Annotated in this window: 15 protein-coding genes and 1 riboswitch; of the genes, 14 read left to right on the forward strand and 1 reads right to left on the reverse strand. The window is 42.2% G+C overall.

Annotated features, from left to right (window positions below):
* Positions 1 to 7 precede the first annotated feature (7 nt).
* Positions 8 to 2,833: an excinuclease ABC subunit UvrA gene (gene uvrA, locus HMPREF8571_RS03500; protein WP_001152859.1), complete on the forward strand. Its 2,826-nt coding sequence runs from the start codon at positions 8 to 10 to the stop codon at positions 2,831 to 2,833.
* Positions 2,834 to 2,870: 37 nt separating this feature from the next.
* On the opposite strand, the gene HMPREF8571_RS03505 is transcribed toward uvrA, so the two are convergent.
* Complete coding sequence (locus HMPREF8571_RS03505) at positions 2,871 to 3,626, reverse strand: hypothetical protein (RefSeq protein WP_001043929.1); 756 nt, start codon at positions 3,624 to 3,626, stop codon at positions 2,871 to 2,873.
* A 147-nt stretch (positions 3,627 to 3,773) separates the two neighbouring features.
* Between HMPREF8571_RS03505 and HMPREF8571_RS03510 the strand changes: the two genes are divergently transcribed.
* The 13 genes from HMPREF8571_RS03510 to HMPREF8571_RS03565 all read left to right on the forward strand — a co-directional run bounded on the left by HMPREF8571_RS03510 (position 3,774) and on the right by HMPREF8571_RS03565 (position 17,151).
* Complete coding sequence (locus HMPREF8571_RS03510) at positions 3,774 to 4,835, forward strand: M24 family metallopeptidase (protein WP_000952764.1); 1,062 nt, start codon at positions 3,774 to 3,776, stop codon at positions 4,833 to 4,835.
* Positions 4,836 to 4,890: 55 nt separating this feature from the next.
* Positions 4,891 to 5,042, forward strand: a riboswitch (M-box (ykoK) riboswitch).
* 195 nt (positions 5,043 to 5,237) lie between these two features.
* Positions 5,238 to 7,898, forward strand: coding sequence for a magnesium-translocating P-type ATPase (gene mgtA, locus HMPREF8571_RS03515; protein WP_000858850.1), 2,661 nt, complete (start codon positions 5,238 to 5,240; stop codon positions 7,896 to 7,898).
* 134 nt (positions 7,899 to 8,032) lie between these two features.
* Entirely contained in the window at positions 8,033 to 8,431 is a 399-nt protein-coding gene (gene spx / locus HMPREF8571_RS03520; RefSeq protein ID WP_000591165.1) for a transcriptional regulator Spx, read from the forward strand.
* A gap of 66 nt (positions 8,432 to 8,497) precedes the next feature.
* Entirely contained in the window at positions 8,498 to 9,067 is a 570-nt protein-coding gene (locus tag HMPREF8571_RS03525; RefSeq protein ID WP_000734688.1) for an SP0191 family lipoprotein, read from the forward strand.
* An 87-nt stretch (positions 9,068 to 9,154) separates the two neighbouring features.
* On the forward strand, positions 9,155 to 9,421 hold the full coding sequence (locus tag HMPREF8571_RS03530; protein WP_000507059.1) for an IreB family regulatory phosphoprotein: 267 nt from the start codon (positions 9,155 to 9,157) through the stop codon (positions 9,419 to 9,421).
* Positions 9,422 to 9,424: 3 nt separating this feature from the next.
* On the forward strand, positions 9,425 to 9,844 hold the full coding sequence (gene ruvX, locus HMPREF8571_RS03535) for a Holliday junction resolvase RuvX (protein WP_002876031.1): 420 nt from the start codon (positions 9,425 to 9,427) through the stop codon (positions 9,842 to 9,844).
* Positions 9,845 to 9,859: 15 nt separating this feature from the next.
* Positions 9,860 to 10,165: a DUF1292 domain-containing protein gene (locus HMPREF8571_RS03540; protein WP_000017624.1), complete on the forward strand. Its 306-nt coding sequence runs from the start codon at positions 9,860 to 9,862 to the stop codon at positions 10,163 to 10,165.
* A gap of 255 nt (positions 10,166 to 10,420) precedes the next feature.
* Positions 10,421 to 11,671 carry a bifunctional folylpolyglutamate synthase/dihydrofolate synthase gene (locus tag HMPREF8571_RS03545; RefSeq protein WP_000464351.1) on the forward strand — a complete coding sequence of 417 codons (1,251 nt, stop codon included), beginning with the start codon at positions 10,421 to 10,423 and terminating at the stop codon, positions 11,669 to 11,671.
* A gap of 90 nt (positions 11,672 to 11,761) precedes the next feature.
* On the forward strand, positions 11,762 to 12,232 hold the full coding sequence (locus HMPREF8571_RS03550) for an SP_0198 family lipoprotein (protein ID WP_000853138.1): 471 nt from the start codon (positions 11,762 to 11,764) through the stop codon (positions 12,230 to 12,232).
* Positions 12,233 to 12,416: 184 nt separating this feature from the next.
* Positions 12,417 to 13,568, forward strand: coding sequence for an iron-containing alcohol dehydrogenase (locus HMPREF8571_RS03555; protein WP_000190425.1), 1,152 nt, complete (start codon positions 12,417 to 12,419; stop codon positions 13,566 to 13,568).
* Positions 13,569 to 13,850: 282 nt separating this feature from the next.
* Positions 13,851 to 15,383: a cardiolipin synthase gene (gene cls, locus HMPREF8571_RS03560; RefSeq protein WP_000126967.1), complete on the forward strand. Its 1,533-nt coding sequence runs from the start codon at positions 13,851 to 13,853 to the stop codon at positions 15,381 to 15,383.
* A 74-nt stretch (positions 15,384 to 15,457) separates the two neighbouring features.
* Complete coding sequence (locus tag HMPREF8571_RS11400) at positions 15,458 to 15,601, forward strand: hypothetical protein (protein WP_000933186.1); 144 nt, start codon at positions 15,458 to 15,460, stop codon at positions 15,599 to 15,601.
* Positions 15,602 to 15,636: 35 nt separating this feature from the next.
* Positions 15,637 to 17,151 (forward strand): hypothetical protein, encoded by a 1,515-nt coding sequence (locus HMPREF8571_RS03565; RefSeq protein ID WP_001103722.1) that lies wholly within the window; start codon positions 15,637 to 15,639, stop codon positions 17,149 to 17,151.
* The last annotated feature ends 90 nt before the right edge of the window (positions 17,152 to 17,241 follow it).

Genomic DNA, 17,241 nt, shown 5'->3' on the forward strand with positions numbered 1-17,241 from the left:
AACAAAGATGCAAGATAAAATTGTGATTCATGGGGCGCGTGCCCATAACTTAAAAAATATTGATGTGGAGATTCCAAGAGACAAGCTGGTTGTTGTGACTGGTTTGTCAGGTTCTGGGAAATCCAGTCTGGCCTTTGATACCCTCTATGCTGAGGGCCAACGTCGTTATGTGGAAAGTTTGTCAGCCTACGCTCGCCAGTTTTTGGGCAATATGGAAAAACCAGATGTGGATGCTATTGATGGTCTCAGCCCAGCTATTTCCATCGACCAAAAAACGACTAGCAAAAACCCGCGCTCGACCGTTGGAACGACGACTGAAATCAATGATTATTTGCGTCTCCTCTACGCACGTGTGGGGACGCCTTACTGTATCAACGGGCATGGGGCTATCAAGGCTTCTTCTGTGGAGCAAATTGTGGATAAGGTTTTGGAATTGCCAGAACGCCAACGTCTGCAAATCTTAGCTCCTGTCATTCGTAAGAAAAAAGGGCAACACAAGAGCGTCATTGAAAAGATTCAGAAAGACGGTTATGTCCGCGTCCGTGTGGATGGGGAAGTTTATGATGTGACCGAAGTGCCAGAGTTGTCGAAGAGCAAGCAACACAATATCGATGTCGTGGTCGACCGTATTGTCATCAAGGAGGGCATTCGTAGCCGTCTCTTTGATTCCATTGAGGCTGCCCTTCGTATCGCAGAAGGTTATGTCATTATCGACACTATGGACGATTCTGAGTTGCTCTTTTCTGAGCATTATGCCTGTCCAGTTTGTGGTTTTACAGTACCAGAGTTAGAGCCTCGTCTCTTCTCCTTCAATGCCCCGTTTGGCTCGTGTAGTGAGTGTGATGGTTTGGGCATCAAGCTGGAGGTGGATGTTGACTTGGTGGTTCCTGATACCAGCAAAACTTTGCGTGAGGGAGCATTAGCACCTTGGAATCCTATCTCATCCAACTACTATCCAAATATGCTAGAGCAGGCCATGACAGCCTTTGGAGTGGATATGGATAAGCCTTTTGAGGACTTGTCAGAAGAAGATAAAAACTTGATTCTCTATGGCTCAGATGGCAAGGAATTCCATTTCCACTATGAAAATGAATTTGGCGGTGTGCGCGATATCGACGTTCCTTTTGAGGGAGTTGTCAATAATATCAAGCGCCGTTACCATGAAACTAATAGTGACTACACCCGTACCCAGATGCGTCTCTACATGAATGAGCTGACCTGCGGAACTTGTCACGGCTATCGTCTCAACGATCAGGCCTTGTCTGTTCGTGTGGGTGGTGAGCAAGGGCCACATATCGGTGAAATCTCAGATTTGTCTATCGCAGACCATTTGGAGTTGGTGAGCCAGTTGACCTTGTCTGAAAATGAAGCCATTATTGCTCGTCCCATTCTCAAGGAAATCAAGGATCGCTTGACCTTCCTCAATAACGTGGGACTTAACTATTTGACGCTGTCACGTTCGGCAGGAACCCTGTCAGGTGGGGAGAGTCAGCGAATTCGCTTGGCGACTCAGATTGGTTCCAACTTATCAGGTGTTCTTTATATCCTGGATGAGCCGTCGATTGGACTCCACCAGAGGGATAATGACCGCCTGATTGCTAGCTTGAAAAAAATGCGTGATTTGGGCAATACTCTTATCGTAGTGGAACATGACGAAGATACTATGCGTGAGGCGGATTATCTGATTGACGTTGGTCCAGGTGCCGGTGTTTTTGGTGGCGAGATTGTTGCTGCAGGAACACCCAAGCAGGTGGCCCGTAACAGTAAGTCTATTACAGGCCAGTACTTGTCAGGTAAACGTGCCATTCCAGTACCAGAAGAGCGCCGTGCCGGAAATGGTCGCTTTATCGAAGTGACAGGAGCGCGTGAGAACAACTTACAAAATGTCACGGCCCGCTTCCCATTAGGAAAATTCATCGCAGTGACAGGGGTGTCAGGCTCAGGAAAGTCGACCTTGATCAACAGCATCCTCAAAAAAGCCATTGCCCAGAAGCTCAACCGCAATTCAGACAAACCTGGTAAGTTTAAAACGATTACGGGGATTGAGCATGTCGATCGTCTGATTGATATTGACCAGAGTCCAATCGGACGGACACCAAGGTCCAATCCTGCCACCTATACGGGAGTTTTTGACGATATACGTGACCTCTTTGCCCAGACAAATGAAGCTAAGATTCGAGGCTATAAGAAGGGCCGTTTCAGTTTCAACGTCAAGGGTGGTCGTTGCGAAGCCTGCTCAGGTGACGGGATTATCAAGATTGAGATGCACTTCTTGCCAGATGTTTACGTTGCTTGTGAAGTTTGCCACGGAACCCGCTACAACAGTGAAACCCTAGAAGTTCACTACAAGGAAAAGAATATCTCGCAAGTTTTAGATATGACCGTCAACGATGCGGTGGAATTCTTCCAACACATTCCTAAGATTCAACGCAAACTCCAGACCATCAAGGATGTAGGACTGGGCTATGTAACGCTAGGTCAACCAGCTACCACGCTTTCTGGAGGAGAAGCCCAGCGTATGAAGCTGGCTAGTGAACTCCACAAACGCTCGACAGGTAAGTCCTTCTACATTCTGGATGAGCCAACGACAGGACTTCATACTGAGGATATCGCTCGCTTGCTTAAAGTCTTGGCTCGCTTTGTAGACGATGGCAATACAGTCCTCGTTATCGAGCACAATCTAGATGTTATTAAAACAGCAGACCATATCATCGACTTGGGACCTGAAGGCGGTGTTGGTGGTGGAACTATCATCGCAACAGGAACCCCAGAAGAAGTAGCGGCCAATGAAGCCAGCTACACAGGCCAGTATTTGAAAGGAAAGTTAAAATAAGATTTAAAAGGCTCTGCTTTTTTAGGCAGAGTCTTTTTTATAATAAATCACGAATTTTTTCTTTTATAAATGGGTTAAGAGAATAGTGTTTATCCAGATATTCTAGGAGTGCTTGAGCAGACTCAGAAATGCGTTCGTAACCTTGCAAAAAGTGAGGCAATTGCTTGGCTTCCTTTGGATAACCTTCTTCAAATCGTCTGTTGGTATTAAAGATATCTATAAAATTAGATTTAGAAGTTGTTTCCAAACTGATTAGTTCAGTCCAAAGCTTGACGGCTCTGTTTTGTATTAAATCATAAGCAGCTAATTTTTCGCCTCGCTGATAGCGACCTAGCCCTAAATATAGATTACATAAAATTTCTCCCAACAGCCATTCACGGTCTCTGTTATCTTTTGATGGCAGTCTTTGTGGCTGACAGATTGTTTCATCAAAACCGACCTCCTTCCAGATAATCTTGCCTTCAGAGAAGGGAATGTTTACTAGTTCGTGAGCTTCAAAGACAGCAAATTCACAAAAAACATCATCTTCAAATAGAACTTTATGTCCGTCCACTGTATTTTGGTAGTGAAATGCAATTGGTTCTAGCTTACTTAACCAGGTTAGGTCTTGGATATAGGTCTGCTTGTAGCCATCTTTTACAATAACAAAGAAGTCTAAATCTGAGTACTGATCCAATCGTTCTCTTTCTGTTCCGCAAGAACCAAGTGCCAGCAAAGCTAGTGCTTGGTTCGAATCTTTTAGAGACTGACCAATCTCATCTAGTCTTTGTAACAGCAATTCTGTTTTATTCATATCGATACCTCGTTCTTTCTTGTTTAACAGAAATTATACATTAAGCGCTTTCAAATGTCAATTTTATCTAATCCTAGCTATATAGATTGTATTATTTTCGGTATTTTTTTGCTATAATAAATTGAATCATTTTACGGAGGTTTTCTCATGTTATCAAGAGTTGAAAAATTTGAAGCAGCATTGGCTCAGACAGAGTGTGATGCTGTCCTAGTAACCAATCTGAAGAATATCTACTATCTGACTGGTTTCAGCGGGACAGAGGCGACAGTTTTCATTAGCAAGTCGCGTCGGATTTTCCTGACGGATGCGCGCTATACCCTGATTGCCAAGGGCGTGGTTGAGGGCTTTGATATTGTGGAAACGCGAGATGCGGTTGGTGAAATTGCTAAAATTATAGCGGACGACAAGCTGGAAAAAATTGGCTTTGATGACGAAATTTCCTATGCTTACTTCAAGATGCTGGAAAGTGTGTTTGCTGGTCATGAGCTGGTTCCAATGACTGGTTTTATTGAAAATCTGCGGATGATCAAGGATGAGCAAGAAATCGCAACCATTCGTAGGGCCTGCCAGATTTCGGATCAAGCCTTCCTAGATGTACTGGATTTTATCAAGCCCGGTGAGACGACTGAGCTAGCCGTTATGAACTTTTTAGATGCCCGTATGCGCCAGCTAGGTGCTTCAGGTGCCTCTTTTGACTTCATCATCGCTTCGGGCTACCGCTCTGCTATGCCACATGGAGTGGCTAGTGACAAGGTCATTCAAAATGGTGAAACCCTGACCATGGACTTTGGTTGCTACTACAATCACTATGTCAGCGATATGACGCGGACTGTTCATGTGGGACAGGTGACAGATGAGGAGCGGGAGATTTATGATATTGTCCTGCGTAGCAATCAAGCTCTGATAGAAGCGGCTAAGGCTGGTCTCAGTCGGATCGATTTTGACAGGATTCCTCGTCAAATTATCAACGATGCAGGCTACGGTCCTTACTTCAGCCACGGGATTGGACATGGGATTGGTCTGGATATCCATGAAATTCCTTACTTTGGCAAGTCAGAAGAGCCAATCAAGGCTGGTATGGTCTTGACTGATGAACCGGGTATCTATATTGAAGGTAAATACGGGGTTCGTATCGAAGATGATATCCTGATTACAGATAACGGTTGTGAATTGTTGACTCTAGCGCCGAAGGAATTAATTGTTATTTAAGAAAATTAAGATAAATCATTGACTTTTATATTTTAAAGGTTTATACTGATAGACGAAAACGGTAGGTGAGGCTACCATAGGGATACGGATGACTACCGCAAAGCAGTGGAGACACTACTCGTTGGTCAACAGTCCTGGTCGCGAAGGCCAAGACTAAGCTCATTACATCGCCCTATGGAGTTAAAGCTTGAACGAAAAAACAGATAGTTAGTTTTTTAATCCTGCCATTTTATGGTGGGATTTTCTACTGTTTTAGAACAAGGAAAGGAGACAAACGATGCAAATTGACGATCATCCAGAACCGCACATACACAGCCAATCGCTGATTTGTGTCGTTCTGCCCTTATAAAGTGATTGGTCTCTGTGTATGAAACATATCATTCATACAGATAGGAGAAACCAATGAAAACTACAAAAGAAAGATTAGCAACAGCTATTCATACACCTTTAAAAGAAACTTTATCTTTTTATAAGACAAGTCTAACAGGCTTGACTGAGGAGCAGGTGGAGAAAAATCGTGACCTATATGGCGAAAACACCATCACCAAGGGTCAAGAAGACAGTATCCTCAAAAAGATTTACGAATCTATTATCAATCCATTTACAATCATCCTGCTGGTCATCGCTATGATTTCCATGGTGACCAATGTCTGGTTGGCGAAGCCTGGACAAGAAGATCCGACGACTTCTATCATCATCGTCGTTCTCGTTCTAATCTCTGGTGGCATACGCTTTGTCCAGGAACTGCGGAGTGACAAGGCTGCGACCAATCTATCAAAAATGATTGTGAATACAGCCACAGTTATCCGCGAAGGCCAGAGTTTAGAGGTCGCAATTGAAGATTTGGTCGTTGGAGATATAGTCAAATTAAGTGCTGGGGATATGATTCCAGCAGACCTCATTTTAATTGAATCACGTGATTTCTTTGTTCAACAGTCTGGTTTGACAGGTGAAAGTGACTCGGTTGAAAAACTAGCCTTGTCAAAAATGAGTCAGTCAAATTTTGATAGTCTGCTAGAAGCAGAAGCGCTCGCTTTTATGGGAACCAATGTGATATCAGGAAGTGCTAAGGCTTTGATTCTAGCGGTCGGTGATGACACCATGATGGGAGAAATCGAGCAGACTCTCAATACCTATGACGAACCGACCTCTTTTGAACGGGAGATGAACAGCATCTCTTGGCTCTTGATCCGTTTGATGTTAGTCATGGTTCCCATCGTGTTTCTCTCCAATGGCTTGACAGATGGCGACTGGCTGGAAGCAGGCGTATTTGCTTTGAGTGTTGGTGTTGGATTGACACCTGAGATGCTTCCTATGATCATCACGGCCAGTTTAGCAAAAGGCTCCATTATCATGGCCAAGGAAAAAGTCGTCATCAAAAAACTCAATGCCATACAGGACCTAGGTGCTATTGATATCCTATGCACGGATAAAACCGGAACCCTTACCCAAGACGAAATTGTCCTTGAATATCCTTTGGATATACATGGAGATTTGGACTTGTCTGTGTTGAGACGGGCCTACCTCAATTCCTATTTTCAAACGGGATTGAAAAACTTGATGGACCGTGCCATTATCAGTAGAACTGAAAAAGAAGCTAAAGAACACGCTATTCTACAAAATTTGGATACTAGCTTCCAAAAAATAGATGAATTGCCCTTTGATTTTGAACGCAGACGGATGAGTGTCATCGTCAAGGATGAGAACGAAGTTGTTAGTTTGGTAACCAAGGGTGCTCTAGAGGAAATGCTTGCGATTTCAACCCATGTGGAATATCAAGGTCAGATTAGTCCTTTGACGGATGATATCCGAGTGGAAATCTTAAAAGAAGTAGATCAACTTAATCAACAGGGATTGCGAGTCTTGGGAGTTGCCTATAAAACAGGCCTAAAAGAAGGTTTTGCTTACTCCGTTGAAGATGAAAAAGAGATGATTCTAACAGGCTATCTTGCCTTTCTAGATCCACCAAAACCATCTGCAGCACCTGCTATCCAAGCTTTGTTAGAACACGGTGTTCAAACAAAGATCTTGACGGGAGACAATGAGAAGGTAACTCAAGCAGTTTGCGAAAAAGTTGGTCTAGACGTTGATCAAATCTTGTTGGGTTCTGATATTGACGCCATGACGGACGAAGAGTTGGCCCAAGCAGTCGAACATGTGACTGTCTTTGCCAAACTCTCTCCGGATCAAAAAGCACGAATCATTTTACAAATCAAATCGAATGGACATTGTGTTGGCTATATGGGAGATGGGATCAATGATGCCCCTTCTATGAAAGTAGCCGATGTGGGGATTTCTGTTGATACAGCAGTAGATATTGCCAAAGAGACAGCTGATGTCATTTTGCTAGATAAGGATTTGATGGTGCTTGAAAAAGGGCTGGTTGAAGGGCGTAAGGTCTATGCCAACATGACCAAATACATCAAGATGACGGTCAGCTCTAATTTCGGGAATATTCTTTCACTCTTAGTGTCTGGTATCTTTTTACCTTTCCTCCCTATGGCTCCGATTCACTTGATTGTGTTAAACCTTGTCTACGACCTTTCTTGTATTGCCTTGCCATTTGATAATGTGGATGAAGACTTTTTGAAGCATCCTCATAAGTGGGAAGCCAAGTCTATTACTCGTTTTATGATTTGGATGGGTCCGATTTCTTCTGCCTTTGATATTTTGACCTTTATCTTGCTCTATTTTGTTATTGTCCCAATGGCGACAGGTCAAGCTTATGCTCACGGAGCAGAGTCGGCAACGGGCTTTATCATTTTGTTCCAGACAGGTTGGTTCATTGAATCCATGTGGTCCCAAACCATGGTTATCCATATGCTTCGTTCAGCAAAACTTCCTTTCTTACAAAGTCGTCCATCATGGTTTGTTCTTGGAACAACCTTGCTAGCAGCTAGTTTTGTGACCTTCCTTCCCTACTCTTCAATTGCTAGCCTGCTTCATTTAACCCCTTTGGAACCAATTTATTTCCTCTTTTTGCTTTTGATTATCGTTCTCTATATGATAAGTGTTACAGTTGTAAAACGATTGTATATCAAAAAATTTAAAAGTTGGTTATAACTTGATTTTGTCAAGAAAAAAGTACGAAAATCGCGAAAAAAGTTAATTTTTTTTAAAAATAGGTCGCAAGTCGGATGTTTTTTATGGTATAATAGACTAAACTGATAGTAACATGTAGCGAAAGGGGTAGGTACATGATCAAAATTTATACAGTCTCAAGTTGTACTAGCTGTAAAAAAGCGAAAACCTGGCTCAATGCCCACCAGTTAAGTTATAAAGAACAAAATCTCGGTAAAGAAGGAATTACAAGAGAAGAGTTATTAGATATTCTCACGAAAACAGATAATGGAATTGCCAGTATCGTTTCGTCAAAAAACCGCTACGCTAAGGCACTTGGAGTTGACATCGAGGATTTGAGTGTCAATGAAGTGCTCAACTTAATCATGGAAACACCACGGATCTTAAAGAGTCCGATTCTCGTTGATGAGAAGCGCCTGCAAGTCGGCTATAAAGAAGATGATATCCGTGCCTTCTTGCCACGCTCTGTCCGTAATGTAGAAAATGCAGAAGCACGTCTACGTGCAGCTCTATAAAACATCAAGGCTGGGAGTGACTCCTGGCCTTGTTTGCTCTTTTGTTTTAAAATCAAGTGAGGAATTATGAAAAAGTTACTAATTGCTAGTTTTGCTCTCCTCTTTTTGCTTGCGGGATGTGGGCAAAAAAAGGAAACTCCTGCTGCTTCCACAACAGCATCTGAACCTCTCCAATCCAACCTTCCCGTTTTGGACAATGCCGAAAAGAATACAGTTGTCACCAAGACCCTGTTGATGCCGAAGTCAGAAAATGGAACGCAACAGATTCAGACCATTACCTATAAAGGTAATCAGTTTTTGACCTTGACCATCCAGCAAAAACGACCTGTCGGGGATGAACTCAAGACCTTTATCTCTGAAAATGGCCTAGAGGAGACGCAAAAAGCGCTTCTAGAAGCGGAAGAAAAGGATGAGACCATCCAAGAGGCACGTAAACTAGCAGGATTTACACTGGAAACCAAGCTACTCAGCGAGACAGAAATCCAGACTACAACGACTTATGATTTTCAAGTATTGGATGTCAAAAAAGCATCTCAGCTAGAATATTTAAAAAATATCGGTCTTGAAAATCTCTTAAAAAACGAACCTAGCCAATATATTGCAGATAGAGTGGCAAATGGGGCGACAGAACAGTAAGAAAATCCAAATAAACAAACTGATTTATTTGTAGAACGTAAGGAAATATGCTATAATAGTAATATTCTAAGGAAAGAGGGTGTTAGAATGGGATTTACTGAAGAAACTGTACGGTTTAAATTGGATGATTCCAATAAGAAAGAAATTAGCGAAACGTTGACAGATGTCTATGCTTCTTTGAATGACAAGGGCTATAATCCGATTAACCAGATCGTCGGTTATGTATTGAGTGGAGACCCTGCCTACGTTCCTCGTTACAACAATGCACGAAATCAAATCCGTAAGTATGAGCGTGATGAAATTGTTGAAGAATTGGTACGCTACTACCTTAAAGGACAAGGAGTCGATCTATAATCTATGAGAATTATGGGATTGGACGTTGGTTCAAAAACAGTAGGGGTGGCTATTAGCGATCCCTTGGGCTTCACTGCTCAGGGACTTGAAATCATCCAGATTAATGAGGATCAGGGCCAGTTTGGTTTTGACCGTATTAAGGAATTGGTTGACAGCTATAAGGTAGAACGCTTTGTAGTAGGTTTGCCAAAAAATATGAACAATACCAGCGGTCCGCGAGTAGAAGCCAGTCAAGCCTACGGAGCAAAATTAGAGGAACTTTTTGGTTTACCAGTAGACTATCAAGATGAGCGTTTGACGACCGTCGCTGCGGAGCGTATGTTGATTGAACAAGCAGATATCAGTCGTAACAAACGCAAGAAAGTTATTGATAAGTTGGCTGCTCAGCTGATTTTGCAAAATTATTTAGATAGAAAATTTTAAGACAGAGGAGAAACTATGTCACACGATCACAACCATGACCACGAAGAACGTGAATTGATTACACTAGTAGATGAGCAAGGAAATGAAACCTTGTTTGAAATTCTTTTGACCATTGATGGGAAAGAAGAATTTGGTAAAAACTATGTTCTGCTAGTGCCAGTTAACGCAGAAGAAGATGAAAATGGTGAAGTTGAAATCCAAGCTTACTCATTCATCGAAAATGAAGACGGAACAGAAGGCGAATTGCAACCAATTCCAGAAGACTCAGAAGACGAATGGAACATGATTGAAGAAGTCTTCAACAGCTTTATGGAGGAGTAAAAACATCCAGTGGATGTTTTTAGCCCTGCGCCAGAAATTAGGAACGCAGGAACGTTTGGGGAACATTTTTACCCTTACGCTAAAAATAAAGACCGTCAGTAAGTCCGGGGGCCGTTTTTAGCCCACGTTGAAATTCATAGTAGCTAGTGATTAGCTAACCAGGTAAGAGGTCGGGATTTTAGTCCCGACCTCGCTTTTTATTTGTAATCATACTTTGATGTGGTAGTTGATTGGACTTTTGTTAAGGAGACATGTATGTTTGAAGTAGAAGAATGGCTGCATAGTCGGATTGGTTTAAACTTTAGATCTGGTCTTGGACGAATGCAGCGAGCTGTGGATTTGCTGGGGAATCCAGAGAGGACTTATCCTATTATCCACGTAACAGGGACTAACGGTAAAGGGTCAACTATTGCCTTTATGAGGGAGTTGTTTGTTGCTCATGGTAAAAAAGTTGGTACTTTTACCTCTCCTCATATCATCAGTATCCATGATCGAATCTGTATTAATGGGCAAGCCATAGCTGATTCAGATTTTATCCGTTTGGCGGAGCAAGTTAAGGAGATGGAAAAAACTCTTTTGGAAACTCATGACCAGTTGTCCTTTTTTGAGTTGTTGACCTTGATTGCTTTCCTCTATTTTAGGGAACAAGAAGTGGATTTGGTTTTGCTAGAAGTGGGGATAGGTGGTCTACTTGATACCACTAATGTCGTAACAGGAGAGATTGCAGTTATTACTTCCATTGGCCTAGATCATCAGGAGACCTTGGGTGACAGTCTGGAGGAAATAGCAGAGCAGAAAGCTGGTATCTTCAAGGTTGGAAAGAAGGCGGTCATTGCCAAGTTTGCTCCAAAAGCTGAGTTTGTCTGTCAAAAAAGAGCAAGAGAGTTAGCTGTGGACCTCTATCAAAGTGGGCAAGACTTCTCCTTTAAGGCTGGGGATTTTTCAAGTAACCTAGCAAGATTTTCCCAGCTTAAAATCGGTTTGGAAGGCGCCTACCAGCAAGAAAATGCCTCCTTGGCTTTACAAAGCTTTCTTCTGTTTATGGTGTCAAGAGGTGAAGGGGTTGAAGAAGAGCTTGTCAGACAGGCCTTGCAAGAGACCCATTGGGCAGGTCGATTGGAACGGATTCGCCCGCAAATCTACCTAGACGGGGCTCACAATCTTCCAGCCTTAACCCGTTTGGTCGAGTTTATCCAAGAGAAAATCCAACAAGACTATCAAGTCCGTATCCTTTTTGGTGCTCTTAAACGCAAAGATTATCAAGGAATGTTGGGCTATCTATCTGAGCAGTTGCCTCAGGTGGAACTTAAGGTGACGGGCTTTGACTACCAAGGTTCCTTGGATGAGAAAGATGTGGCGGGTTACGATTTGATTTTTTCCTATGGCGATTTTATCAGAGAATTTGAAGAAAAGGCCAAAGATCAGGACCTGCTTTTCGTGACGGGCTCACTCTACTTTATCTCAGAAGTCCGAGCGAGTTTGCTAGGAAGCGATGGGATTAGTTGACCTTCTAGGCTTAAGTTGTTATACTTGAGGTAGGAGGTACATCTGGAAACTGATCCAGCAAAACGTTGGCACAAAAGAAAGGAAATCGCTATGAAAACAAAAACATTCACACTTTCTATTGCTTCCCTAGCAATTCTTAGTCTTTTAGCAGCTTGTGGATCTAAGACACAAGCACCTACCCAGCAATCTGCTCAACAAACCTCTACTCAACAAACCTCTACTCAACAAGAGTCATCTTCTAGTGCTGCTACAAGTGCCAGCCAACCACAGGCGTCCTCAAGTCAGGACACTACTGTAGCTCAACTTACGAACATCGATGGTACCTATACTGGAAAAGATGAGAATGACCAGATCACTCTAGTTGTAACAGGTAAAAGTGGTACATGGACTGAGGTTGAACCAGATGGAGATAAGGAAATCAAGCAAGTCAGCTTTGAACCAGAAAATCAACGACTCATTATCGGTGATGATGTCAAAATTTACATGGTTAATGGTAATCAATTGATTATCGATGATATGGACCGAGAGCCATCTGACCGAGTGGTATTAACTAAGCAATAATTATTCAGTAAAAGTTCCAATGAGATGAAATCCATCTTTTTGGAGCTTTTTTGTTTAAAAACGTGACCAGTAGTTCTTTACCGTTTTTTGCATAAAACGCTTATAAATATTTATAAAATGAAGGATAAGGTCGTATACTTAAGGTAAATAGTCAAATAGCGCAAAGGCGCAGGAGGAAAAGCATATGGCTACATTTTACGTTCCGGCAGTTAACCCTATTGGTAAAGGCGTTGTAAATGAAGTAGGTCCGTATATCAAGGAACTGGGGTATAAAAAGGCTCTTTTGGTGACAGACAAGTTCATCGAGGGAAGTGATATTTTACCTAAGATCCTAAAACCCTTAGATGCTGAAGGGATTGAATATGTGATTTTTAGCGATGTGGAGCCAAATCCGACTTGCAAGAACGTCACAGACGGAGTTGCTGCTTTGAAAGAGCATGGATGTGACTTTATCATCAGTCTTGGAGGAGGATCTCCTCAGGATGCAGCTAGTTGTATCTCTATCATCGCTACAAATGGTGGAAAACCACAGGACTACGAAGGTCTCCACAAGTCTGCTAAAAAAGGGTTGCCAGTGGTTGCGATCAATACAACTGCAGGAACTTCAGCAGAAATCACCATCAACTATGTGATTACTGACGAAGAACGCAAGGTCAAGATGGTAATGGTTGACAAGAACAGCCTTGCCCTGATTTCTGTCAATGATCCAGAACTTATGGTATCAAAACCGCAAGCGCTCACAGCAGCAACAGGTATGGATGCTCTTACCCACGCTGTTGAAGCCTTGGTAACACCTGGTGCTTATGATGTGACCAAGAAACTCTCTATCGGAGCGATTGAACTCATCAAGGAGTATCTTCCTCGTACTGTGGCAAATGGCCAAGATATTGAAGCGCGTGAGACGATGGTTAATGCAATCTTCCTCGGCGGTATGAGCTTTAACAATGCTGGCTTGAGCTATGTTCATTCTATGGCTCACCAACTCGGTGCAGTGTATAACTTACCACATGGCGTTTGCTGTGCCATGCTTCTCCCAGTTGTAGAACGTGAAAATGCCAAACGGGTGCCAGAAGCTTTCCACAATGTAGCCAAAGCTTTGGGACTCCATATTGAAGGGAAAACAGACCAAGAATGTGCAGCCTATGCTATCGCTGAGATTGAAAAGTTGTCTGAAACGGTAGGAATTCCGAAGAAACTCACTGAACTTGGTATCCAAGAAAAAGACTTTGACTTTGACTACCTTTCTAAGAATGCTTTGATCGATGCATGTGCGCCAGGCAATCCATTCATGCCAACTTTAGAAGAAACCATTGCTCTCTACAAAGAACTCTTCTAAAAATCAAGTAGAGTGGAAGGGACTTATTCCTCAAAATATAAATAATATTAGAAAGAACTATCATTATGGTAGTTCTTTTTAAGCCTCTTAATCCCCTAGTTAAAAATATAAAAAGGGGTAGCACGTCATATAGTGAAGGAGCAGTTTAAGAATCTTGCAGCTCTTGGAATAGTTTGCATAGAAAATGGTAAAAGGTTGCTATCTACACCTGAACTGAGGTATACTAGTAGAGACATTAGTTTATCAAGCAGTTAGGAGAATGTTAGAAAAGGAAGGGGATGTATGACAGCTAGAAAAATGCAGCTACTCATGTCCAAGTATGGCTTTAGTATTACCATCATGTTGGCGGAGTTGTTTATCATCTTTGGTTTATTTCTCTATCTAGGTCGGATGGCTCCGATTCTCTGGATTATCTTAGTTATTTTGATGAGTATGGCGACCATTGTATCAATTGTTAATCGTTCTATGAATCCTGAGAGCAAGGTAACATGGCTCTTAGTAGCCTTTGTTCCAGTATTTGGTCCCTTGCTCTATATCATGTTTGGAGAACGCCATCTATCTAAAAAAGAAATCAAGCAGTTGAAACAACTCCAATCAATGGTTGACCGAGAGGACAATAGCAGAGCTCTCCGTTTGGAGTTAAAGGAGCAGGACAAGTCGGCTTACGGAGTTATCAAATCTCTCCTCAGCATGGACACGAATGCCGATGTCTATGATCGAACGGATACACAATTTTTTGCCTCTGGTGAAAGTATGTGGCATCAGATGCTAGAGGATCTCAGGAAAGCGGAGAAGTTTATCTTTCTTGAGTACTATATCATCGAAGAAGGTTTGATGTGGAACAGCATTTTAGAGATTTTGGAAGAAAAGGCTGCTCAAGGAGTAGAAGTTAAGCTTCTCTATGACGATATTGGATGCATGGCAACCTTACCTGGGGATTACACCATCCAGCTTCGTAGTCGAGGGATTGAAGCCCATAAATTTAACAAGGTGATTCCGCGCTTGACCGTTGCCTATAACAACCGTGACCACCGTAAAATCATGATTATCGATGGGCAGATTGCCTATACAGGTGGTGCCAATCTAGCAGACGAGTATATCAATCATATCGAACGCTTTGGTTACTGGAAGGATAGCGGTATTCGGTTGGATGGTCCAGCAGTAAAGGCTTTTACCAGACTATTTTTATCCACTTGGTATATCAATCGTGGAGAAATTAGTGACTTTGACCAATACCATCTTGAAAATCAACCTAGAGACGGGATGGGGCTCTGTATTCCCTATAGTAGTGGCCCTAAACCTATTTACCGATCTCAGGTTGGGAAAACGGTCTATCAAAATCTTATCAATCAAGCTACAGACTATGTTTATATCACGACACCCTATCTGATTGCGGACTATGATCTCACTGAAAGTATCAAAAATGCAGCGTTGAGAGGGGTAGATGTGCGAATCGTGACGCCTTGTATCCCAGATAAGAAGGTCATCCAATTGGTTACTCGCGGAGCTTATCCTGACTTGTTGTCTGCTGGAGTTCGCATTTACGAGTACAGTCCGGGATTTCTTCATAGTAAGCAAATGCTTGTCGATGGAGAAGCGGCAACAGTGGGAACCATCAATTTTGACTATCGTAGCTTGCTTCATCACTATGAAAATGCCGTCTTGCTTTATAGAACGCAGTCCATCATCGATATTGAAAAGGACTTCGAAGAAATTTTTAAGGTTTCTCAAGAAATCTATCCCCACACCATCAAAACAAGTTGGTACCAAAGCCTTATTAAGGAAATTGTCCAGTTGTTTGCACCCATGCTCTAACTATCCATCAAGATCTAGCCCAAGGCTGGATCTTATTTTTTCTTCTTACGAATAGATAGGTAAAGGAGAAAACCATGCTTAATCTAGAAGATGAAGATTTTATTAAAGAGTTTAGAATTAGTAGGTTTCACCGTTTTCGTGAAATCGAACGCTTTGCGACATTGGATAAGAAATTCAGCAAATATCAATCCCAAGCTGACATTCCTGTAAGATTTTGATATACTAAAACAGATAAACTTAGAGGAGAAATTGAATGAACGTATACGGGAAAATAGATGAGAAACAAGAAGGATCTCATTACCAAGACTGGTCAGTACCAGAAAAGAGAGAAGGAACTCCCATCCCCTTTTTTAGTATCATGCTTTGGAGTTTGGTGGCCACAGCCATTTCGGTTGCCCTGCCTTTTATTTTTGGATTAGTCAGTCCGCAACAAACTCAGGATCTTTATACCGGTTGGGCCTTGCATCAAAATGGTCAAATGTATACAGATTACTTTGGAACGAATGGATTGCTCTATTACTTGCTAACCTATCTTTCCCTAGGAAGTATTCTGCTTGCTTTGGTTGAGTGGTTGGCCTTGTTTGGAGCAGGTGTTTTCCTTTTTAAATCTGCAGATGCTCTTACTGGTCAAGCAGAAGAAGCCAAGAAGCTGGTATTTGTATTCTATTTGTTAGTGGCAGGACTCGCTTTTGGTGGTGGCTATGCTCTCTTAGTAGCCTTGCCTTTCCTATTTTATTCATTGAGTGTTGTTACGAACTACTTAGCTTATCCAAATGACGACAAAGGATTTGTAAGAGTAGGGATGAGCCTTGCTCTCGCTTTCTTCCTTGCACCGCTTCCTACAACCTTGTTTGCGGCTGTACTGGCTCTAGGCATCATTGGCTTTAATCTAGGTAAAGGTCACTTTGTTCACGGGTTATATCAGTTCTTTGCGTCAGCCTTAGGATTCTCACTCTTATTCTATCCTTTGGGCTACTATACAGTGTGGACAGGTAGTTTTGGGGATGCCATTAGCCAGACCTTATATCCAGTAAATACTCTTAGCCTTTTCTCAAATTCGCATTTACTTGAAAATGCGGCTTTCTATGGCTTGCTTGCTGTGGGGCTAGGTTCCCTTGGTTTGCTCTTTACTGGTTTGTTCCAGTCAAAACCAGCCAAGCAATATGCCTTATCAATTGCTGCTAGCTTGGGCTTGTTGGTTTCTTTGGGAATCTTGATTCTCTCAAATGAACCTGTCAACGGTACTCGTCTCGTTATTCTCCTTCCTTTCTTGGTCTTGCTCCTTCTGACAGGGATCAATGAAGATGTTTCGGAGGGAGGGAGTCGTCGTAGAAGACGTGAGAGAAAAGATTCTTTTATTAAAGGGAATTTCTATCTACCACTGCTTGCCCTTGCCTACCTTATTGCACTTCCTATCCTGAGTCGCTACCTTTCACATCCGGCGACTTATCAGGAGAGAGAACGTCTTGCTAGTGTGGTCAAACAGCAAACGAGTTCTGAGGATCGTGTCTATGCTTGGGATGATCGTCCAGATTTCTATCGTGCAAGTGAACGCTTGGCGCCGACTTCTCTAGTGACACCAACACTCTATACCGCAAGCGACGAAAATAAAACTAAACTGATGAATGATCTAAAAGAAAATCAACCAAAGATGATTATGGTCAATCAAAAAGTTGCCTTGTGGTCGGATGTAGAGAGCTGGCTCAGTGAAAAATATGAGCTTGTTCAGACAGATACTAGCGAGTTCAAACTTTATAAATCAAAATAACAAAAAATCAATATCTTGTGGAATTTTAAAAATTTTAGGATTTTTGACACAAGATATTGATTTTTATTTTTAGAGTGGTATAATACTGAA

The sequence above is a fragment of the Streptococcus mitis ATCC 6249 genome, from assembly GCF_000146585.1.
Taxonomy (GTDB): domain Bacteria; phylum Bacillota; class Bacilli; order Lactobacillales; family Streptococcaceae; genus Streptococcus; species Streptococcus mitis_AZ.